This window comes from Neorhizobium sp. USDA 3394 (assembly GCF_056280385.1).
The window spans coordinates 277515-300858 of the sequence record NZ_JBWCDU010000002.1 but is presented as its reverse complement, the minus strand read 5'-3'; the positions used below and the strand labels follow the sequence as shown (position 1 = coordinate 300858).

The window sequence follows — 23344 nt, the reverse complement described above, 5'->3', positions numbered from 1 at the left end:
GCTTTAATATAAACTATATAGTAATAGTGCGTAGATCGAGACTATGAGTCAACTCCAAAGAAGAGGCAAATAATTGCCGGAATTGCCCAATAATTCATCAGGAGCGATCAGGCTGACGGAACTGTCATTGCCGCTTTACGAAGTGGTCAAACGACAGATCACCGAAGCGATCATGCTCGGTAAACTGGAACCCGGCTCGGTCCTGCCGAGCGAAGTGGCGCTGTCGCAAACCTACGGCGTGGCGGTCGGCACCATCCGGCGAGCCCTGATGGACCTGACGAATGACGGCCTTCTCAGTCGCCGTCGCAAGACCGGCACCGTTGTGACCGGCCGCAAGCCGCAGCACAGCCTGCGACTGTTTTTCCAGTACTTTCGCCTGCATGGGCTGGATGGCTCGCTCAGCAAATCGGTGACAAAGGTGACTTCGCTCGACAGGAGCTTTGCTTCCGCCGCCGACGCGGGGAAACTACAGATCGAGGAAGGATCGCCGATCGTCACCTTCCACCGGGTGCGCTACATCGACGATCGGCCGATCATGCACGAGACGCTGACACTTTCCTGCGAACGGGTCCCGGACTTCCCCGACAGGCCGGAGGAGATCCCTCAGCTCTTCTATCTCCATCTACTGGAAAATTACGGGGTCCGCATCTCGGCCATACGCGAACAGATCGGTGCCGATCTCGCGAACGACCTCGATTCCCGTTGGCTGGATCTGGCACTGCCCGCTGCAGTCTTGACGATCGACGAGGTCGCCTATGATCAACTCGCTGTGCCCGTTCTCATATCCGCTCATCGCGCGACGACCGCGCATCACAGGTATGTCAACGAGATCCAATGAGCATGCGCCTGTCGTGCCCGGTGGAGTTCCCTGGCATAGGTGACAGCCGGGCCAGGTCTTGGGCGGCGAGCGTCAGCAGGAGACCGTTGAGCAATTCCGGCTCAACGGTGCGGATGCCGTGTCACGCGCCGCCTTCGACGAGAAGCCGAATGACGCTCTGCTTCATGTGGAAACTCATGACTTCCTGCGCCTGCACCGGGTCGCCGGCCTTGATGGCTTCAAGGACGCGTTGGTGCTCTTCGACGACCCGCGGCGCCACCTGGTCGCGCGGCCGTTCTTGCAGCTTGCGGGTGAACTCCATCATCAGCTTGATCTGGTTGCGCATCGTACCAAGCGCAAAGGGGAAATACGGGTTGCGGGTGGCTTGCGCCACGGCCATGTGAAAGGCGAAATCTGCTTCAAAGACGCCCTCGCCGGGCGGCAGGGTCAGCATCCGCCGGTGCGCTTCCTCGATACCGCGGATCCCTTCGGGATCGCAAAGCCGCGCTGCATCCTCCGCCGCCGCACATTCCACCACCTGGCGAAACCGCATGCAGCGCTTCATGTCGAACACCGTCTGGATCGACAGCCCTTCAATATCGGCGGCCGACGGCACGACATCCGCTCGAGGCTGCACGAAATTGGCCGAACCTCGTCGGGAAATGATCCGGCCGGCGTCACGCATCTTCACCAGGGCCTTTCGCAGGACCGGGCGTGACACGCCGAATTGACGTGCAAGCTCCGCTTCCGGAGGCAGGCGTCCGCCCTCCTGCCAGGCCGGCGCCTCCAGCATCGCTTCGAGCCTGGCGAACACATGCGACGACAGGTCCTTCACCGAGCGGGTTTGCTGAATTTTCTCATCCATTGCCGCATCCTATCCCCGCCACCCCTCCTTTCCAATAGGGCCGGATAATTACTAATATTTACTTATATTGACAAATGAGTTCGCTTGCGCGATCTATATGAAGGGCTCCCACGCCCAAGCCAGCCCCGACACCGCATGACCTGAAAAACGCCGACATGACAGAGAACCGCATGTTCATCGAGCCGAATTCATCGACCCACCCCGCAAACAGCCATCTCGCCCGGCATACACCGCGCGTGGTTTCCGTGCGAGCGATCCCGGTTGCGGGACGCGACAGCATGTTGCTCAACCTCAGCGGCGCGCACGCTCCCTTCTTCACCCGCAACCTCGCGATCATCGAAGATGATTCGGGTCATGTGGGGATTGGCGAGGTTCCGGGCGGCGAGACGATCCGTCAGACGATCGAGGAAGCAGGCCCCCTCCTCATCGGGCAGACGATCGGCGGTTATAACGGTCTGCTCGACCAGGTGCGCAAGACTTTCGGCGACCGTGACAGCGGCGGCCGCGGGCTGCAGACCTTCGATCTGCGCACGACAATCCATGTGGTCACGGCGCTGGAGTCGGCGCTGCTCGACCTTCTTGGCCAGCATCTCGGCGTCCCGGTGGCGGCCCTTCTCGGCGACGGCCAGCAGCGCGACCGGGTCGAAATGCTGGGTTACCTCTTCTATGTCGGTGATCGCCAAAAGACCGACCTCCTCTATCGTGACGGCAAAGGCGAGACCGACGCCTGGTTGCGGTTGCGCGACGAGGAGGCGCTTACGCCGGAGGCGATCGTCCGGCTCGCCGAGGCGACGCAGGAGCGCTACGGTTTTCGCGACTTCAAGCTGAAGGGCGGCGTCTTGCGGGGCGATGAGGAGATCGAGGCGGTGACGGCCATTGCTCGCCGCTTCCCCGATGCCCGCGTCACGCTCGACCCGAATGGCGCCTGGTCGCTGGAGGAAGCGGTTCGTCTGTGCAAGGGGCGCGGCGACGTACTTGCCTATGCGGAGGACCCCTGCGGCGCCGAGCAGGGTTATTCCGGCCGCGAGATCATGGCCGAGTTTCGCCGCGCCACCGGCTTGCCGACCGCCACCAACATGGTGGCCACCGATTGGCGCCAGCTATCGCACGCGATCCAGCTGCAATCGGTCGACATCCCGCTCGCCGACCCGCATTTCTGGACCATGCAGGGCTCCGTGCGCGTCGCACAGGTCTGCCAGACCTTCGGCATGACCTGGGGCTCGCATTCCAACAACCATTTCGACGTGTCGCTGGCGATGTTCACCCATGTGGGCGCGGCAGCGCCCGGGCGCGTAACCGCACTCGATACCCATTGGATCTGGCAGGACGGGCAGCGGCTTACCCGCGAGCCGCTGAAGATCGAGGACGGGCATATCGCGGTGCCCGACCGTCCCGGGCTCGGCGTCGAGCTGGACATGGAACGCGTCGAGGAAGCCCACCAGCTCTACCTGAAGCACGGGCTGGGCGCGCGCGACGACGCGACCGCCATGCAATATCTCGTCAAGGACTGGCGCTTCGACAACAAGAGGCCGTGCCTGGTGCGCTGACGAAGGAACGACAGGCCGCCATGCGCCGCGGCGGCCATCACCAGGAAGCGGCGTCAAGGATCATTGAGGAGGATGAACCATGAAAGCACGAACACTGCTCGCCATCTCGCTTAGCCTCGGCATCGCCCTTGCCGCAGGCGCCGCAAGGGCGTTCCCGGACGGCCCGATCACCATTATCGTCCCCTTCCCGCCAGGGGGCGCGACCGATACGACTGCGCGGTTCATGGAGCCGCACATGTCCAAGGTGCTGGGAGCAAACATCGTCGTTGAAAACAAGCCGGGCGCCACCGGCGCGATCGGCGCCGGCCTGGTCGCCGATGCCGAGGCTAACGGCCAGACCCTGTTGGTCGCCTCGCTCGGCACTTTCGCCACCAACCCCTATCTGCAAAAGAAGCTCTCCTACGATCCGATAAAGGACTTCGATCTTCTGACGGTCGCAGTGAGCACGCCCAACGTGCTGGTCGCCACGCCGAAATTCAAGCCGGCCAGCGTGCAGGAACTCGTGGCTGCGATGAAGGAAAAGCCGGAAAGCGTCACCTTCGCAAATTCCGGCACCGGCTCTTCCGATCACCTGACTGCTGCCCTCTTCTGGCAGGCGACCGGGACCAAGGGCGTGCATGTGCCCTACAAGGGAGGCTCGGCGGCACAGGCCGACCTCGTCGGCGGACACGTGGACGTATCGTTCCAGAACCTCGGGGCCATCATCAACTTCGTGCAGGGAGGGCAGATGAAGGCGCTCGCACAGACGGGCGAGAAACGCCATCCGCTGCTGCCGAACGTGCCGACGCTCACCGAACTCGGATACAGCAATATCGTCGTCAACGCCTGGCAGGGCGTTGCAGCCCCGAAGGGTCTGCCGGCCGACGTCAAGGCAAAACTCAACCAGGCGATCCAGGCGTCGCTCAAAGACCCCGAGGTCGTTGCCAAGTTCAACAAGCTGGGCTTCGACGTCGTCGCCAATTCCAACGAGGAATTCGGCACCTATCTCAACAAGGAGATGGCGCGCTGGAAGGACGTCATCGAAAAGGGCAATATCAGCGCAGAGTGATCTGGAGATCGACGGGCAACCTCAAGCCCTTGGGCGGCTTCCTGGCATCAGAGGGGAAGTCGCCTCAAGGTCCGAAGGAGGCTTTTCCGGGATCCGGTCCCGTATCTGCGACCTCGATGCGAAAGAGATCTTTGATCGAGGCGACCACATCCTCGATCCGTTCGACGGGGCTGCGGCTCTCCGGTTCGACCGGAACGACTTCCAACACGCTTGACAACTTGAACGACCGGACGCCGTCCGTCACAGTTGTGTACAATCTTCCGTTTTCAATCCTGATGCCTTCGGCAAAAAAATCGTCACTGTCCTCGACTGCCACCAGAAACATTCACCACTCCACGCCATCTTCGGATAGCCCATAAGATCGAGCGGGATGCATCATTTCAAATCGAGAAAACGAGGTAGGCGCGGCTGCTCCTTTCGGAGGTGCCGGGTGGGGCAGGCTCACAACTAGCTCTTGTTGCGCGCCAGGCCCGGCTTTCTCCCCCATCAAGAGGCGGAAATAGCTCTTCTGGTGGATATGCGAATCACGAACAGTCAACAATGATGGCGATGCGGGAAGACCCCCACCATCAGCAATGGTCCCGCCTCGCGACTGGAGTCCGGAATCCAGTCGCTTGCTTTCAATAGCGCAACGCCAGGGGGCCTATGTCAGCGGTTTCGGCAGTCGAAACTTGCCGCGTTGTCGACATTTCCTTCGCCCTTGTATTGCGCATAGGACGGGTAGGGGCATAACGGACGGGTCCGACCAGGAAAAGCCTTCCCCGAAGCTTCGACACTTCGCGGAGCCTCATCCTTTTCCACCCAGTCGACCAGCCTGGTCAACATGTCGAACTGGTCGAGACCTGAGGGGCCGCCACGGCAGTGGGCCATGCCCGGAACGAGATAGAGCCTGGCCCAGTCCTCCACCCGCTTGCCGGCCCTGGTCGCAGTGCTCATCCGGTTGAAGAAATCGACCGTATCGTTGGAAGAGAACCACGGATCGCTGACCCCGTGGAAGAAAATGATCTTGCTGCCCCGGGCGGCGAAGGAACTGAGATCCGCCCATTGATCGGCGTTGATCAACCGCTGCTGCGGATCGTCGATATCGGCCTTCTGAACGGCATCGTCCACATCGAAGCTCGTGGCGTTGTTCTTGAACTGCCGGTTGCGCTTGTCATCGAACCGCATGAGGCCTGGAATGGGATCTGCCGTGCTCATGACGCCGGTATCGTAGGGAAACGCCACATAGGCGGGGCGGCCTGACGCATCGAGCGTCGGCGAAAACGTCTCGGTCACCACATCCACCTGCTGCTTCGTTAGGCAGCCCTCGGCTTTACCGGCGAGGCAAAGGAGGTTCGCCGGATCGAATTTGCAGGCGGCTGTATCTGCGATCATCCCGTCCTCGATGCCATCAAGACCATCGCAGGACTTCAATATCCCCTTGAGGACCAGATCGCGATCGCCATCCGAAAAAGCTTTCGCTCGGTCGGGCGCGCCGTCGGCGCCGGCCGGAGATATCTTGTTCATCGCAACGTTCTTGGCGGCAAGCGACATGTTCGAACGGCTCGTGCGCATGGCCGGAGCCCCGGCGATAATACCGTCGAACAGCATAGGGAACCGTTGCGCAGAGGCCATGGCCTCGCGCCCGCCGGTCGAGCATCCCGCGAAATAGGAGCGATCGGCGACCTTGCCATAATAAGCCGCGACCAATGCCTTGCCCAGCACCGTTACCTTCTCGACCGACCAGCCGGCGAAATTCAGCGTCGCGATCTGATCCGCCCTGAAGGAGGCGTCCCAGGCTTCGCCCTTGTGGCCGCTATCGTGGGAAATGACGGCGAAACCACGCGAAAGACCGTTCTGAGTTCCGGTGGCCACGTCTCCCAGGGCTGGCCGCACCACACCATTCAGACCCCCGCCACCCTGGACCAGAAACCTTGCTGTCCATTCGTCCGGCAGGGCAATGGAAAAACCGATGGCATAGGGCTTGCCGTCCGCGCCGGTGCGGTGTTCGAACGACCCGCTGACGAGACAATGCGCCGGCCCCTTGTCCTTGATGTGATCGGCGCTCGCGACCTTCATGTCGAACCCGGCAAGATGAAGGGTCTTCGCCGCCGAGCATCTGGCCTCGGGCAAAGAGCCCGCGGCGACGGCCGGCGTCAAGCCGGGCATCAGGGCCGCAAAAACTGTGGCAACAACCAGCCTGGTCATATCCGATCGTCCTCCTCCATGACGCAGCCTCCTCAAGCCGCGCCGCAATCGCACCAGATTTCAGGCTCCCTGTCAATTAACGGCTGCGCCGCTTGCCTGTCAAAGTCGGTCAGTCGAACCGTCCGTCGACCGTTTCCAATTGTGCCGGCGGGATGGACCGGGCTGGCCACGTGATAGCGGTCCTCACGTCCTTCATTGCTGCAATTCGACGCGTCGTCTCGACGAAATCGAGCACGATCTTTGATTTTTCCTCCGCATGCCAGGCGACGAGCAATTCGACTTCTGCTGGAATGTCGTCAAGCCGCCTGTACACGAGATAGGGGCTTGGATTGTGGGCGAGCCAGGACGGCGCGATCGCAATCCCCACTCCGGCCGCCACCAGCGTGCCGATCGCCAGGGTATGCGAGACCTCCTGCACGATGACCGGATAGACGCCGGCGCGGCGCAATGCGCCCATGATCGCATGGTAATAACTCGCCCCAACAGTCGGGGCATAGGTGATGAGGGGTTCGCCGGCGAAATCCTTGACCGTCAGGTCTTCCTTCTGCGCCAGCCGATGTTCCCTGGGCAGTACCGCCACGAAACCCTCCTGCAGGATATGTTCGGTCTTCAGGAAACCTGCCGGGTTGGTCGGACGGATGAAGGCCACCTGAACCTTGCTGCTCTGGAGCAGTTCGAGTTGCTGCGCCGTACCGAGCACCTGCACGTCGACGGTCATCGCCGGATAGCGTTTTCGAAAGTCGGAAATTACCGGCGGCAGGACATGCGATAGCGCCACATGCACGCCGCTGACGGAAATCGTTCCGCTATCGTCACCGGAAATGGAACGGGTATGCGTGACCGCCCTGTCGATGCCACCTAGTATTTCCTGGGCGTGGCGCAGGAAGATTTCGCCGGCCGGCGTCAGCTTCACGCGTCGGGTGGTGCGGCGGAAAAGCTTGGTGCCGAGGCGATCTTCGAGCTGCCGGATCTGCTGGCTGAGCGGCGCCTGCGCCATGCCGAGCTTGTCGGCGGCGCGGCTGAAATGCAGCTCTTCGGCGACGCAGGCGAAGTAGTGGAGGTGACGAAATTCAATGCCGTATTTCATATCCAAAACATATCAATACTCCCGTGATTTTGTAATAGATAATAATTTATTCCCGTGATTAGTTTTAAAAAAAACGACAATAAAATTGGAACAGCTGGAGCTTCGGCTTCCGAAACGGAGCGTAATGACGCGTTTCTGGGTGTTAAAAATTTTGCGGACCGTGCTGACGCTTTGGTTCGTGGTGACTTTCGTATTCGTGGTCCTGAGAACGTCCGGGGATCCGGTCGTGGCGCTTGTCGGCGCCGATGCCACGCCTGAGGAAGTCGAACAGTTCCGCCAGCTCTGGCGTCTCGATGATCCGCTCTGGATCCAGTATGTGCGCTACGTCATGCAGATGGCGACCGGCCAGTTCGGCATTTCCTATCGCGACGGCCGCGAGGTCATCGACATCATCGCCGAACGGGTTCCGTGGACGCTGATCCTCGGTATCTTCTCCTATATCGGCGCCATCCTGATCGGCGTTCCGGCCGGTATCATCGCCGCCATCAAGCGTGGCTCGACCTTCGACAACCTGATCATGGCGACCGCTGTCTTCGGTTTCGCACTGCCGAACTTCTTCCTCGGCATCCTGATGATCCTGCTCTTTTCGCTGAGCCTGCAATGGCTGCCGAGTTCCGGCACCGGGACCGTCTGGCACCTGATCATGCCCGCCATCACGCTTGCGACCTTCACGGCCGGCACGCTCGCCCGCTTCACCCGCTCGGCGATGCTGGAAGTGCTGGACAAGCTCTATATCCGCGCCGCCGCCGCCAAGGGCGTCGGTTACTGGAAACGCATCATCTTCCACGCGCTGCCGAATGCCAGCATCCCGCTCGTGACGATTATCGGCCTCAATCTCGGCGAACTGATCGGCGGCGCCATCGTCGTCGAAACCGTCTTCGCCTGGCCGGGCATCGGGCGCCTTCTGGTAACGGCGGTCTCCTCGCGAGACCTTGCGGTCGTGCAGGGGTTGGTGCTGATCATGGCGGTGACGATGGTACTCGCAAACCTCGTCGTCGACCTGCTCTACGGCCTTCTCGATCCGCGCATCCGCGTGCAGAATTGAGGGCCGGCCGATGAAGCGCATTTCTCCCATTCTCGTTTTTGCCGTTGTCATCCTGGTGATCGCCGTGTTCGTCGCGATCGTCGGCAATATCTTCACGCCGCACGGCATGTCGCAGCAGAACCTGCTTGCCCGCCTGAAACCACCGGCCTTCATGAGCGGCAGCAATCCAAACTTCCCGCTCGGCACCGACCGCATCGGTCGCGACATGGTGGCAAGGGTGATCGCCGGGCTGCAGATGTCGCTTTCGGTGGCGATTGCCGGCACGATCATCGGCGCCGTCTTCGGCTCCCTGATCGGCTTCATCTCTGCGCATTTCCGCGGCTGGGTCGAGGAAGTGCTGATGATGCTGGTCGACTTCCAGGCGTCGCTGCCATTCATCCTCATCACGCTCACGCTGCTCGCCTTCTTCGGCAACAGCATGACGCTGTTCATCATCCTGATGGGCCTGTTCGGATGGGAGAAATACGCTCGTCTTTCGCGCGGCGTGGTTCTGTCGGCGATCAACCAGCCTTACGCCAAGGCCATCGTCGCGCTCGGCGCCGGCAACGGCCGGCTCTACCTCAAGCATGTGCTGCCGAACGTGGCGAGTGCCCTGATCGTCCAGGTAACGCTGACATTCCCGCAGATCATCCTTCTGGAAACCTCGCTCAGCTTCTTGGGGCTGGGCATCCAGGCGCCGCAGACCAGCCTCGGCCAGATCCTCGGCGACGGCCGTGACTATCTCTCGACCGCCTGGTGGATCTCGATCTGGCCCGGCCTGGTCATCTTTCTCGTCACGCTTTCGATGAGCATCGTCGGCGACTGGCTGCGTGACCGCCTCGATCCGATGCTGCGTGCCCGAACAACCTGAAAATGCCGTTCGAACATAAATGAACAAGGGAAGGTGGAACGATGTTTACAAGACGTGAAGTAGGAAATCTCATTCTCGGAGCGGGGGCGCTGTCGATGGTCGGCAGCCTCCCGAAGGCCAATGCCGCCGAGCGACCGTCGCTCAATATCGCGGTCGACAATCTCTGGGCCAATATGGCGACGATCAACGGCATCTCCACGACGTCGCGCCGTATCTTCCCGAATTTCTACGACAACCTCGTCGACCGCGACTACATCAAGGACGAGAACGGCCTGATCTTTGCGCCGAAGCTTGCCACCAAATGGGAGCAGAAGGGCAATATCTGGACTTTTACATTGCGTGAGGGCGTGAAGTTCCATGACGGCACCGAGATGACGGCGGAAGACGCGGTCTTCACGCTGTCGCCCGAACGGCTCTGGGGCGCAAAGCCCTTCGAGCCGCGCGGCAAGACGTTTACCGCCGGCTTCAAGCGCGTCGAGGCGACCGGCAAATACACGTTCGAGATCGAGACCGAGCGGCCGGACCCGAACATGCCGAGCAAGCTCACCGGTTATATCGGCTTCGTCGTGCCGAAAAAATATTACATGGAAGTCGGCGTCGATGCCTTCGGCCAGAAGCCGATCGGCACCGGTCCCTACAAGGTGACGACCTTCCGTTCCGGCGAAATCATGGTTCTGGAAGCCTTCGACGACTACTGGGACGGCCCACCGCCGGTCAAGCAGATCTCCTGGAAGATCGTTCCGGAATTCGCCGCCCGCATGGCCGGCCTCGTCTCCAAGGAATTCGACTTCATCGTCAACATTCCGACCGACCAGGAAGCGGCGCTTGAGAAATACAAGGGCGTGACGCTGAAGCGTGTCCTGGCCGACAACTATCCGGCCTTCGCCTTCAACACGCGTCCCGATCCGGTTGACAATCCGCTCGTTGATCCGAACCTGCGCTACGCCATGGTCCAGGCGATCGACATGAACGCGATCGTCCAGGCGCTGTTCAACGGCACGACCGAGCATCCGGCTGTTCCTTTCAATTTCAAGGAATACGGCAAATTCTACGACCCGAACCTGCCGGTGAAACTGCCTTATGACGTGGCCGCCGCCAAGGCGCTCGTCGCCAAGACCAAATACAAGGGAGAGAAGCTCCTCTGGCACATCACTCGCCAGTTTTACCCGAACTACGAGGCGGCTGCCGAAATCATGGTCGAGCAGTGGCGCGAGATCGGCGTCAATGTCGAGGCCCAGGTCCTCGACAATTTCGAACTCGTCTATCGCCGCCCCTATCACATGATGAACATGTCGATGAGTTCGGACTTCATCCCCGGCGATCCCTACCAGCCGCTGTGGCTCGATTGGGGTCCGACCGCATCGCGTTCGACCGCCACTTGGAAGACCTGGGACCCGTCTCCGGAATTTCTCGCACTCGGCAAGAAGTTCGATGAGGCGACCGGTTTCGAAGAACGCAAGAAGGCCTATCTGGCGCTCTCGGAAGAATGGCAGCGCATCACGCCCGGCTACTACATGTGGAAGAGCGTCTACAACTGCGCTCACCGCGCCGGCATCGAGTTCAAGTTCAAGCCGAATGGCGAAATGCGCATCTACGGCGATTACTTCAAGTTCGTATGATGAGCATCAAACGCAAGCATGCGCTGAAGGACATGACGTTCGCGGAGTTCCGCGAACGTCTTTCCGAAAAGCCCGTCATCCTGCTGCCCTTCGGAAGCCAGGAGGAACAGGGACCCCATGCCCCGATGGGCGATTTCATGCTGACCGAAGCGGTGGCGGCAAAAGTGGCGGAAGCCTCCGATGCGATCGTCGCGCCGATCATCCCGTTCGGCTACGCCGATTTCTTCAAGACCATTCCCGGCGGCATCCAGTTCCGGGCCTCGACCTTCTCGGCCGTGGTCGAGGACACCGTCACCGCTTTCCTCGATCACGGCATCGAGCATATCCTGATCCTGAACGGCCATACCAGCAACGCGCCTCTCTTCGACCAGACGCTTCGCCGCATCCGCGCCGAGCGCGGGGTTTCCGTCGCCTTCATCAATCTCTGGCAGGCGATCCCGGATGCGCTCTGGAAGGAACTGCACGGTCCCTCAGTCGCCGCAGCCCGCGGCCATGGCGGCGATCCGCTGACCTCGATCTACCTGCATCTCTTCCCAGAGCTGATGCGCATGGATCTCGCCCGCCCTTCGGTGCGTGAAAAGGCCTTCGGCCTGCCGACCGGCGGTGTCAACAATGTCCAGTTCGAGGGCATGCCGGTGCATGTACCGCTCAACTGCCATGAGGTGAATGCCGACGGCATGCTCGGCGGCGACCCGTTGCTGGCCAGCGCCGAAAAGGGCGAGAAGATGGTCGAACATCTGGTCGGCTTCTGCGCCCGTTTCGTGGAGCACCTGCGCTGCTGCGACATGCGCTCGGTCACGGCCTTTTCACGCCAAGAGGAAAAGGCGACATCATGAGCAACGAGCGGCTTACTATCGAACATCTGAGCGTGCCGCTGCCCCGCGGTGCCGATCGCGCGCATGCGGTCGAAGATCTGTCGCTGTCGGTCAGCAAGGGCGAAATCCTCTGCATCGTCGGCGAATCCGGCTCCGGAAAATCGCTGACCGCGCTCGCCACCATGGGCCTCCTGCCCCGCAACCTCGGCAAGCCCGCCGGCAAGGTGATGTTCGAGGGCAAGAACCTGCTCACCCTCGACGAGGCGACCCGCCGGGACATTACCGGCCGGCGCATCGCCATGATCTTCCAGGAGCCGACCGCCGCGCTCAACCCGATCTTCCGGGTCGGCGAGCAGGTATCCGAGACATTCCGCATCCACACATCGCTGAGCCAGGCGGAGATCCGCAAGAAGGTCATCGACCTCTTCCGCGAAGTGCAGCTTCCCAATCCGGAGCAGATCTTCCATTCCTATCCGCACCAGCTGTCCGGCGGCCAGTGCCAGCGGGTGATGATCGCGACCGCCCTTGCGCTCGATCCGTCCGTGCTGATCGCCGACGAACCGACCACGGCACTCGACGTCACCACCCAGGCGCAGATCCTAAAGCTGATGCTGGAGCTTCGCGCCCGGCACGAGACCGGCATCATCTTCATCACCCACGATTTCGGCGTGGTGGCCGAGATCGCCGACCGCGTCGCCGTCATGCAGATGGGCAAGCTCATCGAGATCGGCACCCGCGACGAGATCCTCAACCATCCCAAGCAAGATTATACCCGCCGCCTGCTCGCCGCCGTGCCGACGCTGACGCCGAGGAAGGAACGCGAAGGCCTCGGCAGTCCGGTTCTGATCGCCAGGAACATCGTCAAGACTTTCACCCGCTCCGGCCTGTTCGGCGGTGGCCGCACGGTGAAGGCTGTTGACGATGTCGATATCACCATCCGCCGCGGCGAGACGCTGGGCCTGGTCGGCGAATCCGGTTCCGGCAAGTCGACGCTGGCACAATGCGTCATCCGCCTCGTGCAGCCGGAAAGCGGCGACATCCTGATTTCCGGCGGCGATTTCGCCGGCCTCAACGGCAAGGCGTTGCGCGAGGCGCGCCGCAAGGTGCAGATCGTCTTCCAGGATCCGTACACCGCGCTCGACCCGCGCCAGAAGGTCGGCGATTCCATCGCCGAAGGCCCGGTCATTCACGGCCTCGACCGTAAGGCGGCGATGGCCCGCGCGCTCGACCTCCTCGAAGCCTGCGGCCTCGACCGTGCCTCGGCCACCCGTTTCCCGCACGAGTTCTCCGGCGGCCAGCGGCAGCGCATCTGCATCGCCCGGGCGCTTGCCGTCGAACCGGAGCTGCTGATCGCCGACGAGAGCGTTTCGGCCCTCGACGTCTCGGTGCAGGCGCAAGTGCTGAAACTGCTCGCCGACATGCAGGAGCGGCTCGGCTTCGGCATCCTGTTCATCACCCACGACCTCAGGGTCGCGAGCCAGATCTGCGACAATATCGCGGTGATGCGCAACGGCCGCATCGTCGAACGGGGCGATCCGGCCTCGCTGTTCGGTGCGCCGAAGGAAACCTACACGAAGGAACTGCTCGCCGCCGTGCCCGGCAAGGGCTGGCAGCACCACGCCGCCAAAAACGAGGCCGGGACGGAAAGATCCCGGGAGGAAACCCCATGAAGAAATATCAGATCGGCAACGTGCCGAAGCAGCTCGATCCGGAACTCATCGCCAAGTTCGAGAGCGTCGAAGTGGCGACGATCGGACATTTCCGCCATCGCGGCTTCGTGCACCATTCGATTGCGCCGGTCGTCGAGCCGGGCAGGACACTGGTCGGCACGGCGGTGACGGTGGCGATCCCGGCGACCGACTCTACCCTCCTCCACCACGCGATCGGCTTCATCCGCCCGGGCGATTTCCTGTTGGTCGACCGGCTCGGCGACGACCGGCACGCCTGCATCGGCGGCGGCGTCGCCTTCGCGATCAAGACGGCGGGGGCCATTGGCGTTGTGCTCGACGGGCCCTGCACCGATGTCGAGGAAATCCTGGAACTTGATTTGCCGTTCTGGTCACGCGGCGTCTCCGGCATCACCACCAGGCTCAACGATCTCGGCGGCTCGCTTAACCTGCCGATCTCGTGTGGCAACGTTCCGGTGCTTCCGGGCGATGTCGTGGTTGCCGATGCGAGCGGCATCGTGGTGATCCCGATCGACGAGGCGGAGGAAGTCGTCGAGGAGGCGATTGCACGACAGGCACGCGCGGGCCGCAACAAGGACAAGATCGCAGCCGGCGAAAAGCTCGGCGCTCTGTCGGGCGCAAGTCGCCTGGTTGCCGCCGCGCTGGAGCCGAAATGATGGAAAATCCGCAATACAATCACCTGCGCGTCGAGCGCGGCGTCTACCGCAAGATCGCAGGGGTCAGCGAACGTGGCGTCGTCACCTCCCAGCACTACGCGGCGGCCGAGGCAGGCGCCGCGGTCCTGTCGGCGGGTGGCAATGCCGTCGACGCTGCGGTGACCGCCGCCTTTACCCTGCAGACCGTCGAACCCTGGATGACCAGCCTTGCCGCCTGCGGCTACATGCTGGTCGCCCAACCGGACGGCAAGGTCGAAGTCATCGAATTCACCGGCCGCGTGCCTTCGTATTTTGACGAGGAATTCTACAAGCCCGATCCGACCATCAAGACCTTTATCGGCCATCCCGCTTCGATCGACAACCGCAACGTCCGCGGCTTCACCGCCGCCGTGGTGCCCGGCTGCGTGCGCGGCTTTGCCGAAGCCCTGAACCGTTACGGCACGATCGGCTTCGACCGGGCACTTCAGCCCGCGATCGACCGTGCCCGCAAGGGCATGTATGTCGACTGGCACACGACGCTGGCCATCGCGATCGCCGAGGGGGAACTCGGTTTGGATCCCGGCGCCCGTTCGATCTTCCTGCCGAACGGCCATGCGCCGGAGCCCGGCGCCACCCTGCCGCTCGACCAGCTTGCGAAGACACTGGAGCAGCTGGCCAACGAAGGCCCGGATTCGCTCTATGGCGGCGCGATCGGCGAGAAGCTGGTGACCGACCTCAACTCCGGCGGCAGTTCCATCACCCTGGAGGACCTGGCCAATTACGCCCCCCTCCTCTATCCGTCCCGGACCATGTCGCTGCAGGGGAAGACCGTGCATGTGGCCGGAGAAACCAGCGCCGGCCAGCGGCTCTTCGACGCGCTCGATCACTTCGACAGGAAGCGCGGCAAAGGCCCGGTCGACGCTGATTTCTTTACCGCCATGGCGCAAGCCCTCTGGGAGAGCTTCGGCGCCCATCGCAAGCGCCTCAACCCGGCCGAGACGACCAACAAGACCAGCACGACGCAGGTCAATGCGGTGGATTCCGAAGGCCGGATGGTGGCGATCACCTTCACGCTGCTCAACCGGTTTGGCGCCCGCGCGCTGTCTCCTTCGACGGGCATTCTCTTGAACAACGGCATGTCCTGGTTCGACCCGACGCCTGGACGCGCCAACTCGCTGACGCCGAATGCCTATGCGCCGAGCAACATGTGCCCGGTGGCAATCACCGACGAGGGCGGTGCGTTCGCGGCCTATGGCGCCGCCGGCGGCAACCAGATCGTGCCGTCGCTTGCCCAGCTCACCGGCATGATCCTGCATGCGGGCATCGACATCGAGGAAGCGATGAACATGCCGCGCATGACGACCGGGCCGCATAGCGACATCATCGTCAATGTCGACATGCCGGCAGAGCAGATCGAAGCGCTTGAAAAGATCGCCAAGGTGAAGCCCGCAGCGGCGGTCGTCTATCCCCGGCCCTTTGCCGCTCCCGGCATGGTCGGCAGGCGCGGCAATGCCTTTATCGGCATGCCCGACATCACCTATCCCGCCGCCTACGCCGCCACGGCCTGAACGAGACTCCTATGACCGACCTGACCTTCGCCCCCGTCGAGATCGACGGCGTTCTCGAGATCATTCCGCCGACTGCGCCAGCCATCCCCATGGTGTTCGACTCGCCCCATAGCGGCTTGACCTTGCCGGATTTCGAACGCACCGCTTCCGACGAACTGGTACGCGCCGCTTCCGACACCTATGTGGACGACCTCTTCGGCTTCGCACCCTCGATCGGGGCTCCGCTGCTGATCGCCCATTTTCCCCGCAGTTTCCTCGACCTCAACCGGTCGATGAAGGACGTCGATCTGGAAATGGTCGATGGAGAATGGCCTCATCCGACGCGCGACAGCGCCTCGGCCCGCCGCGGCATGGGGCTCACCTGGCGTTACGCCTGGGGCAACACACCGATGTATGGTCGCAAGTTGACAGTGAAGGAGCTGGAGGACCGTATCGACACCTATTGGCGGCCCTACCACCGCGAAATTGTGCGGCTGCTCGACGAAACCCATGCCGCCTTCGGCAAGGTCTATCACGTCAACTGCCACTCGATGCCGGCGATCGGCCATGTGCTCTCGCCCGATCCGGCCGGCACCGTCCGCAAGGACATCGTGGTCGGTGACTATGAGGGCGTGTCGAGCGAGCCGGATTTCGTGAAACTGGTGGTCGAGACGCTGGAGGGGTTCGGTTATTCGGTGTCGCTCAACGTGCCCTTTAAGGGGGCCGAGCTGGTTTCGGCCTACAGCTCGCCTGGAAAAAACCGCCACAGCATCCAGATCGAACTCAACCGCAAACTCTACATGGACGAGAATACCCGAGAGAAAATCGCCGGTTATGATGAATTGAAAGCCAATCTCGCCAAGCTCGGCACGGTCATGCGCGACTATGTCATCCACGAAAGCTGAGAGGCAGCGGGCGCCACCAGGTCCCGCGACAGGGCACATAAGCTCTCCTTAACGCTCAATACGTATTGTGAGGTGCAACAGGCCAGCGCGGAATGGTAGGCGATCTTCATTGACGACAGCGGTTCCCCTTCAGTTACATTCATCGTCGCTGCCCGCGGCCCCGGACGGCCGGGCCGCTCCGATGCTGGTCACCCGAAACATCGCTCATCTGCCGACGGATGTTCTGGTCATGGGCACCGATGCAGCCAAGCTGGACCTCGATCGACTTCCGGTGGGAAACATCGAGCTGTCGGTTGTTCCAGCGTGTGACCGCCTGGAGAACCTGCAAACGATCGTGGAGGGGTCACAACCCCACCTTATCCTGCTCGACATTCAATTCGCGGGCTTGTGCGGCGTGCAGATCTGCCGCCAGCTGAAACGCAGTTCGGTGACGTCTGAAATACCGGTGATCCTGGTCACTCCCGAGGGCGATATCGATGGAAGGATCGCTGGTTTTGAGGCCGGTGCGGCTGACTGTGTCTCAAGCACGATCGACAGCAGGGAACTGGGTGCGCGCGTCAACGCGCACCTCGCGTCAAGCCGCAGTCGCAAGCAGATCCTTGACCAGGACGAACAGCTTCGGACTGCACTTGCGAGCATGAGCCAGGGTGTCTGTCTCTTCCATGCGGACGGCACATTGGCCTTGTCCAACAGTCGCTATGCCGAGGTTTACGGCGTCGATCCGGCCTTGATTCATCCCGGACAGTCGCTCGAAGACATTATAAAGTTGAGGGACGAAGTCGGAGCCTTTCCAACGATGTCCAGAGAGGAATACCTCGCATGGGCTGAAGACACGAACGCCGGCGCTTCCTCGCAAGTCTGGATCAAGGAACTGAGATCGGGCAAGGTCATCCGAGGCTGTCATCAGCGCACGGCTGACGGAGGCTGGGTATCGACGCATGAGGACGTTACCGAGGCGCGATTGGCCGAACGATCTCTTGCTCAAGCTCATGCGCAGGCCGAGCGCGCAGAGCAGGAAGCAAGAGCCGCCCATGCGCGCCTGCTGGCCGCCTTCGAAGTCGTCCCGGAAGGCCTGGCACTGTTCGATGAAGACGATCGATTTGTGATGTGGAATCGCCGCTACGAACAGCTTTACGCCGATAGTGGTGCTCCCCTCGCCAAGGGCATGGGTTTCGAGGAGAGACTTCGCAGCGGGCTGCAGCGTGGCCAGTATCCCGACGCGATCGGCCGTGAAGAGGAATGGCTGGCGGATCGATTGGCGCGTCACGCGGAGCCGAAGAGTGCCCATGAGCAGCGCCTGCCGGGGAACCGATGGGTCCGGATCGAGGAACGACGTGTTTCGGGCGGCGGAAGCGTCGGGATTCGCGTCGACATCACGGATCTCAAGATGCGCGAGGCGTCCTTTCGGCTGTTATTCGAAGGAAACCCGCTGCCGATGTGGGTTCAGGACCGGAAGAGCCTTCAATTTCTCGACGTCAACCAGGCCGCTCTCGATCACTACGGTTATGATCGCGACCTTTTTCTTTCCATGACACTTCTGGACATCCTTTCACCAGAGGATCGGGAAAGAATGAAAACCGCGGTGCCGGGTGAGGAGCAGGTGAGCGACGCCAATCGTTCCCAGCGGCACCGGACGGCTGGCGGTGCCGAAATCGAGGTCTTTATCTATTCGAGCCAACTTGCCTTCGACACCCATCCGGCGTCGCTGATTGCCGCAGTCGACGTCACCGAGCGAAAACGTGCGGAAAGGGCGCTGCTTCAGCATCGCGACGATCTCGAGGAAACAGTGCGCAGCAGAACTGCGGAAATTGCCCGTCAGGCTGCGGAACTGGAACGGATGCTCGATCAAGAGCGGCAGGTCAACGAATTGCAGCGGCAATTCGTCTCCATGGCGTCTCACGAATTCCGGACGCCGCTTTCGATCATCGACGGCGCGGCGCAACGTCTGGTTCGTCGCAAGAACGCGGTGACATCGGAATTCATCGGCGAGAAGACGGAGCAGATCCGCAGCGCCGTTTCGCGAATGCTGGAGCTGATGGAAAGCATCCTCGCAGTCGGACGCCTGGATCACGGGCACCTCGATATCGTCCGCAAGCCATGTGCATTGGGCGACATCATCAGCACCTGCAGCGCGCGGCAGGAAAGCATACGCAAATCACACCGGTTCCTGCTTGATCTGGAGCGGCTCCCCTCGACTATCTATGGCGACGGTGCCGCGCTGGAGCAGGTGTTCACCAATCTCTTCTCGAATGCCGTCAAATACGCGCCGGACTCTCCGGACGTCTATGTGACGGGGTGGCAGCAAGACGACTGTGCCCAGATCACCGTTCGAGACGAGGGCATAGGCATCGATGCGGACGACTTGCCCAAGATGTTCGGGCGCTATTTCCGGGCCAGAAGTTCGTCCGGTATCGCGGGTACGGGCATCGGACTCAACCTGGTGAAACAGGTGGTTGAACTCCATAACGGGGAAATCCACGTTGACAGCGTCAAGGGTGAAGGAACTGTGTTTACGATCAAGCTGCCGATCGCGAGGCCTGAGCAAATCGTGGAGGACGAGGCCCAGACGTTGACCGACCGGGCCGGGCCGCCGATCGACGGCCAGTCCTTAAAGTAACAAAGCGCAGGCTCGCGGTGATTGGGACCCGGCTCCGATCGGTTCGATAACCCGTCTTGTCCCCGGTCATCCGGGCCCTAAATCCGGCTCATGGACGCTGAGCGAATCACAGGTTCTACCGAATCGGCAAGGGCGTCTTCGCGGAAACCTCTCCAAAGGCCGAGCCCGGCCATTGTGGAACAAGTCGAGCGTCTACTGGGTGGGCGCACGCGCAATATCCGGCTTCACGGAGAGCTGGCCCGGCTTTTTCGCGAACGCTCCTGGCCGCAGACTGCCAAGATCATCCGCGCGTGGATGATCTGGGTCATCGTGCTCGACGTCCTGACATTGGGCCTCTACGCAATCCTGCTTCCCACCCATACCGTGATGTCGATGCTTTGGCCGGCATCCATCCTTCCCCCCGCAGCGCTCGTCGCCGCGATTACCTTTCTGCGGCCGCGCGCTTTGTGGCTGCAGGGAGTTTTGCTCCTGACGTCGGTCTTTTTCATCCTCCTGTCCGTAGCCTTGGTGGGCGTCAGCGCCGGTGGCGAGTTTTATGAGCGCCATCTGACCATCATGCTTTTTGTGGCCGTCACTGCCATCATTATCTTTCCCATCCTGCTTGGCTGGGCCGTGGCGATCGGTGCTTCGGCCCTTGGTATCTACCTCGTGTTTCAACTGCACAATCCAGGTATCGAGGTGGGGAGTGCCGTAGCCGGCACGCTCTTTTTTGCGAGCGGCGTGGCAGCAACCATCGTTGCCCGGCGCACCGCCACGATCTTGGCTCACAAGAGCTTCCTGCTCGAGTTGCGGGACCGAAGTCGCCTTGCCGAGCTTGCTGATGCCAATTCCCAGCTGGAACTGCTTGCACAAACCGATCCGCTGACCGGTGTTGCCAACCGGCGCTCGATGATGGAAACGCTCTATCGGTTCTGGAACGAGGACCTGACACGAACCAGAGGCGCGGCGATGCTGATGTGCGATGTCGATGACTTCAAGCGCCTCAACGACAGTCTCGGGCATGCTGAAGGCGACCGCTGCCTGGTGAAGGTAGCCGGCATCATTCAAAGCAGTATGAGAGACGAGCGGGACCAGGTCGCCCGTTACGGAGGCGAAGAGTTTCTCGTCTTCCTTCCGGGTGCTGATGAACAGGAGGCCAGAATTGTCGCCGAAAGAGTTCGCAGCCGCGTAGAGGCTGCGTCACTTCCGAACCCTGCCTCTCGCGTCGTTCCCTATGTCACTGTCAGCATTGGATTAGCGGCGGTGATGCAAGACGGGGAATTCGTTTCCGCGGAACATCTTCAGCGCCAGGCGGACGCCGCGCTCTACCTTGCCAAGAAGGCCGGCCGGAACTGTCTGATGATCCATGCTCCGGAGCCCGGCCACATCTCCGATTAGACCTGCTCTGCCTCGATCCGACTTCAATGTCCGGATGCTCGGCCAATCAGGGAGGGCCATTTGCCAAGCGTTTCGGTCAATTTTATCCGATCTTCCGCAGCGAGCCGCGGCAGGCCGGGAACTCTCACGTCGCCGACGGAAATGCCAAACTCTATCTCCACGGCTTCCTTGACGACCGTCACGTTTGCGCCGTTGCGGTACTGCGTCCGCATCCGCTCGAACGGTTCGATGATTTCGATCATCCGGCGGGCCTCCCGATAATCTCCGGACTCAAGCGCTGCATGAATCGCCAGCGAGATTTGCGGCGCGACATTGACGAGGCCGGACGTGAACCCCCGGGCGCCGGCAGCGGTGAAGGCTGGCGCCCAGCTTTCCGCCAGGCCGCAAACGAACGGCGCGTTGCCCTCGGCAGAGGCCGCGACGGCCCGAGATAGAAGCAGGATGTCAGTCGTCGCGAACTTGATGCCGGCGATGTTCGGATGAGCCGCGAGCCGCAGCATGTCGTCAAGGCTGAAACCGTCCGCCCTTACGTAAGCCACCATCGGCAACAGGGAGGCATCGGCGAGATTGCGGAAATAATCGATCTGGGCGGCGGGCGCGGCGAAAGGATCGACCGGCTGATGCGACATGACGGCGGACGCACCGATCGCCTTCGCTGTCCTGGCCATGCCAATCGCCTCTCGCAACGAGCGGCCGACGGCCGCCGTCACCGGCGCCTTGCCATCGACGCCCGCCACTGCCGCTTCGGTGACGACCGTGATTTCCGCCGGGGTGAGCGCATAAAACTCACCGGTATTGCCGGCCGCGACGATATTGTGGATGCCGGCTTTCGCCACCCGCGCGTAGATCGCACGGGTGATCCCGATGTCGACCTCGCCATCCGCTCCGTAGGCCGTGATCGGTACACCGGAAATGCCGGTCAGGATTTCGCGGAATGTCTGGATATCCATGAGCTTTTCCTCAAATTGCGAAGCGATGAACAGGCGTGCCGCGGACCCCCGGCTCGAAGGCGTAGATCGTGCCGTCTTCGAAAGTGCCGTTGTTGTCGGTAGAGAGCGTGGTCACGTAGAGAGTAGCGAGATCGGGTCCGCCGAAGCAGGGCATGCTCGGCCCCTTGGCGGGCATCAGATAGGCCTCGACAACCGTTCCATCCGGCGAGATGCGGTTAAGCCGTCCCCCCTGCTGGCCGGCGATCCAATAGAATCCGTCGGCATCCATGGCGGCGCCGTCCGGCCGCCCTTCCTCCGGTGTGAAGTTGTGCAGGCGGCGAGGCGGACCTTTGACGCCGTGCGCCGGATCGAAATCGAAGATCTGGGCGTAGAGCCCACTGCTGTCGGAATGGTACATGGTCCGCCCACCCGGGCTCCAGGCGATACCGTTGGAGGTCATCAGGTCGCCATCGATGATTGTGTCGAACGACCCGTCCGGCTTCACCCGGTAAAGGCGGCCATTGCCCGTCTGCGGTATCGCCTCGTCGCGGGTGCCGACCCAGAAGCAGCCATCCGGCCCGGCCTTGCCGTCGTTTAGCCGACTGTCCGCCCGGCCGCCGTCCGGATCGCAGAGCAGTTTCATCGAACCGGTTTCGGGGTTCAGCAGATATACGCCGCTTTCCAGCGCCACCGCGACGTCGCCGTGTTCACACAGGGCCAGACAGCCGATCTTCGCCGGCATCTCGAACCGATCGACGGCGCCGCCGGCCCGCAGGCAGATTGCCGCGGGCGCGAGGATGTCGACGAACCAGAGATCGCCGGTGCGCTCGTCCCAAGTGGGAGATTCTCCGACCTTAAGGGGAAAGTCGATGACGCGGCGAACCTTCGGTGTGATGATCTTTGTTTCGCTCATCGTGCAGCCTCCGTGAATACGATCAATCCGTTTTCGTCCCGGAGCCGGATTGTCCCATCGTGTTGCGAATCGCAGAAACCTCCGCCCTGGAAGAATGCGGCGACCGGGCTTTCATCCACCGGCTCAAGGCGTAGATGATCGCGCGAAAAATCCTGCGGGCAGTAACCGAGCCGCTCGGCAAGGTCATCTTTCCACCAGCCGGCGTCGTTGCGCGACATGCCATAGACGACTGCGGCAGCGATGTCGGGATGGGTGAGGCCGATCTTCACAAGCTGGAACAGGTCGCGCGGGCTGATCCAGATCGCCGCCGCCCGTTCGCTGTTCGGATAGGGACCGGCATTGCCGATGCGGATCGACAGCGTGTGGATCCCCGCCTTGTCGTAATAAAATCCGGCGACCATCTCGCCCCAGCATTTCGACAGGCCGTAGCGCGTGTCGGGACGCGGCACGTCGCGGGGCGTGATCGTCTGGGAACGGGGATAGAAGCCGGTCGCGTGATTGCTGGACGCGAAGACGACGCGTTTCGTGCCGTTGGCGCGGGCGGCATCGTAGAGATTATACGTGCCCAGAATATTGCTCTGCAGCATGTCGCCGATATCGGCCTCGCGGGGAAGCCCGCCGAGGTGAATGACGCCATCCATGCCTTCGAGTGCGGCACGCATAGCGCCTGCATCCGCCAGATTACCCTCGAAGAAGCTCTCGTTCGACGCGAGTTCCTTTGCAGGACTGATGTCGATCAGCCTGATGTGATCGACCTCGGGGCGCAGAAATCCCCTGAGCTGCGTGGCGATATTGCCCGCACCACCTGTTATCGCAATCCGTCTCAAAACCCCTCCTCGCGATGGCTGGCATC

The 23344-nt window shown here is 61.8% G+C and carries 20 protein-coding genes; 13 read left to right on the top strand and 7 right to left on the bottom strand.

Annotated features, from left to right (window positions below; genetic code table 11):
* Positions 1 to 73: 73 nt before the first annotated feature.
* Entirely contained in the window at positions 74 to 838 is a 765-nt protein-coding gene (locus ACZ9EJ_RS22920; protein WP_046633248.1) for a GntR family transcriptional regulator, read from the top strand.
* Between the two features lie 121 nt (positions 839 to 959).
* Here ACZ9EJ_RS22920 and ACZ9EJ_RS22915 read toward each other — a convergent pair whose 3' ends face one another.
* A complete protein-coding gene (locus tag ACZ9EJ_RS22915) occupies positions 960 to 1682 on the bottom strand; it encodes a FadR/GntR family transcriptional regulator (RefSeq protein WP_046633246.1) in 723 nt (240 codons plus the stop codon).
* Positions 1683 to 1837: 155 nt separating this feature from the next.
* Between ACZ9EJ_RS22915 and gudD the strand changes: the two genes are divergently transcribed.
* Positions 1838 to 3229, top strand: a complete 1392-nt coding sequence (gudD, locus tag ACZ9EJ_RS22910) for a glucarate dehydratase (protein ID WP_255736350.1) — start codon at positions 1838 to 1840, stop codon at positions 3227 to 3229.
* Between the two features lie 79 nt (positions 3230 to 3308).
* On the top strand, positions 3309 to 4277 hold the full coding sequence (locus tag ACZ9EJ_RS22905; RefSeq protein WP_046633245.1) for a Bug family tripartite tricarboxylate transporter substrate binding protein: 969 nt from the start codon (positions 3309 to 3311) through the stop codon (positions 4275 to 4277).
* 64 nt (positions 4278 to 4341) lie between these two features.
* On the opposite strand, the gene ACZ9EJ_RS22900 is transcribed toward ACZ9EJ_RS22905, so the two are convergent.
* From ACZ9EJ_RS22900 to ACZ9EJ_RS22890, 3 genes are all read right to left on the bottom strand, one after another.
* Positions 4342 to 4593, bottom strand: coding sequence for a hypothetical protein (locus tag ACZ9EJ_RS22900; protein WP_476099897.1), 252 nt, complete (start codon positions 4591 to 4593; stop codon positions 4342 to 4344).
* Positions 4594 to 4925: 332 nt separating this feature from the next.
* Complete coding sequence (locus tag ACZ9EJ_RS22895) at positions 4926 to 6464, bottom strand: tannase/feruloyl esterase family alpha/beta hydrolase (RefSeq protein ID WP_052764602.1); 1539 nt, start codon at positions 6462 to 6464, stop codon at positions 4926 to 4928.
* A 109-nt stretch (positions 6465 to 6573) separates the two neighbouring features.
* The gene (locus ACZ9EJ_RS22890; RefSeq protein WP_255736353.1) at positions 6574 to 7551 is read right to left on the bottom strand and encodes a LysR family transcriptional regulator; all 978 of its coding nucleotides are present in this window, start codon (positions 7549 to 7551) and stop codon (positions 6574 to 6576) included.
* A gap of 124 nt (positions 7552 to 7675) precedes the next feature.
* Here ACZ9EJ_RS22890 and ACZ9EJ_RS22885 point away from each other — a divergent pair, with 124 nt between their 5' ends.
* From ACZ9EJ_RS22885 to ACZ9EJ_RS22840, 10 genes are all read left to right on the top strand, one after another.
* Entirely contained in the window at positions 7676 to 8596 is a 921-nt protein-coding gene (locus ACZ9EJ_RS22885; RefSeq protein ID WP_046633241.1) for an ABC transporter permease, read from the top strand.
* A 10-nt stretch (positions 8597 to 8606) separates the two neighbouring features.
* Positions 8607 to 9446: an ABC transporter permease gene (locus ACZ9EJ_RS22880; RefSeq protein WP_046633239.1), complete on the top strand. Its 840-nt coding sequence runs from the start codon at positions 8607 to 8609 to the stop codon at positions 9444 to 9446.
* Between the two features lie 41 nt (positions 9447 to 9487).
* Positions 9488 to 11065, top strand: coding sequence for an ABC transporter substrate-binding protein (locus ACZ9EJ_RS22875; protein ID WP_046640597.1), 1578 nt, complete (start codon positions 9488 to 9490; stop codon positions 11063 to 11065).
* On the top strand, positions 11062 to 11901 hold the full coding sequence (locus ACZ9EJ_RS22870; RefSeq protein ID WP_052754158.1) for a creatininase family protein: 840 nt from the start codon (positions 11062 to 11064) through the stop codon (positions 11899 to 11901). Before ACZ9EJ_RS22875 ends, ACZ9EJ_RS22870 begins: the two co-directional genes overlap by 4 nt.
* A complete protein-coding gene (locus tag ACZ9EJ_RS22865; protein WP_046633234.1) occupies positions 11898 to 13550 on the top strand; it encodes an ABC transporter ATP-binding protein in 1653 nt (550 codons plus the stop codon). The genes ACZ9EJ_RS22870 and ACZ9EJ_RS22865 overlap by 4 nt, the downstream gene beginning before the upstream one ends.
* Positions 13547 to 14224, top strand: a complete 678-nt coding sequence (locus ACZ9EJ_RS22860; RefSeq protein WP_046633232.1) for an RraA family protein — start codon at positions 13547 to 13549, stop codon at positions 14222 to 14224. The genes ACZ9EJ_RS22865 and ACZ9EJ_RS22860 overlap by 4 nt, the downstream gene beginning before the upstream one ends.
* Positions 14221 to 15771 (top strand): gamma-glutamyltransferase, encoded by a 1551-nt coding sequence (locus ACZ9EJ_RS22855; protein ID WP_476099893.1) that lies wholly within the window; start codon positions 14221 to 14223, stop codon positions 15769 to 15771. The genes ACZ9EJ_RS22860 and ACZ9EJ_RS22855 overlap by 4 nt, the downstream gene beginning before the upstream one ends.
* 11 nt (positions 15772 to 15782) lie before the next feature.
* Positions 15783 to 16655 carry an N-formylglutamate amidohydrolase gene (locus ACZ9EJ_RS22850; RefSeq protein ID WP_052764601.1) on the top strand — a complete coding sequence of 291 codons (873 nt, stop codon included), beginning with the start codon at positions 15783 to 15785 and terminating at the stop codon, positions 16653 to 16655.
* 109 nt (positions 16656 to 16764) lie between these two features.
* Positions 16765 to 19272 carry a PAS-domain containing protein gene (locus ACZ9EJ_RS22845; protein ID WP_476099891.1) on the top strand — a complete coding sequence of 836 codons (2508 nt, stop codon included), beginning with the start codon at positions 16765 to 16767 and terminating at the stop codon, positions 19270 to 19272.
* 90 nt (positions 19273 to 19362) lie between these two features.
* Entirely contained in the window at positions 19363 to 20649 is a 1287-nt protein-coding gene (locus tag ACZ9EJ_RS22840) for a GGDEF domain-containing protein (protein ID WP_046640595.1), read from the top strand.
* Positions 20650 to 20672: 23 nt separating this feature from the next.
* Here ACZ9EJ_RS22840 and ACZ9EJ_RS22835 read toward each other — a convergent pair whose 3' ends face one another.
* The 3 genes from ACZ9EJ_RS22835 to ACZ9EJ_RS22825 are packed head-to-tail and all read right to left on the bottom strand — an operon-like array spanning position 20673 to position 23318.
* Entirely contained in the window at positions 20673 to 21599 is a 927-nt protein-coding gene (locus ACZ9EJ_RS22835; RefSeq protein ID WP_046640594.1) for a dihydrodipicolinate synthase family protein, read from the bottom strand.
* A gap of 10 nt (positions 21600 to 21609) precedes the next feature.
* On the bottom strand, positions 21610 to 22491 hold the full coding sequence (locus ACZ9EJ_RS22830; protein ID WP_046640593.1) for an SMP-30/gluconolactonase/LRE family protein: 882 nt from the start codon (positions 22489 to 22491) through the stop codon (positions 21610 to 21612).
* A complete protein-coding gene (locus ACZ9EJ_RS22825) occupies positions 22488 to 23318 on the bottom strand; it encodes an NAD-dependent epimerase/dehydratase family protein (protein ID WP_046640592.1) in 831 nt (276 codons plus the stop codon). The genes ACZ9EJ_RS22830 and ACZ9EJ_RS22825 overlap by 4 nt, the downstream gene beginning before the upstream one ends.
* Between the last annotated feature and the right edge of the window lie 26 nt (positions 23319 to 23344).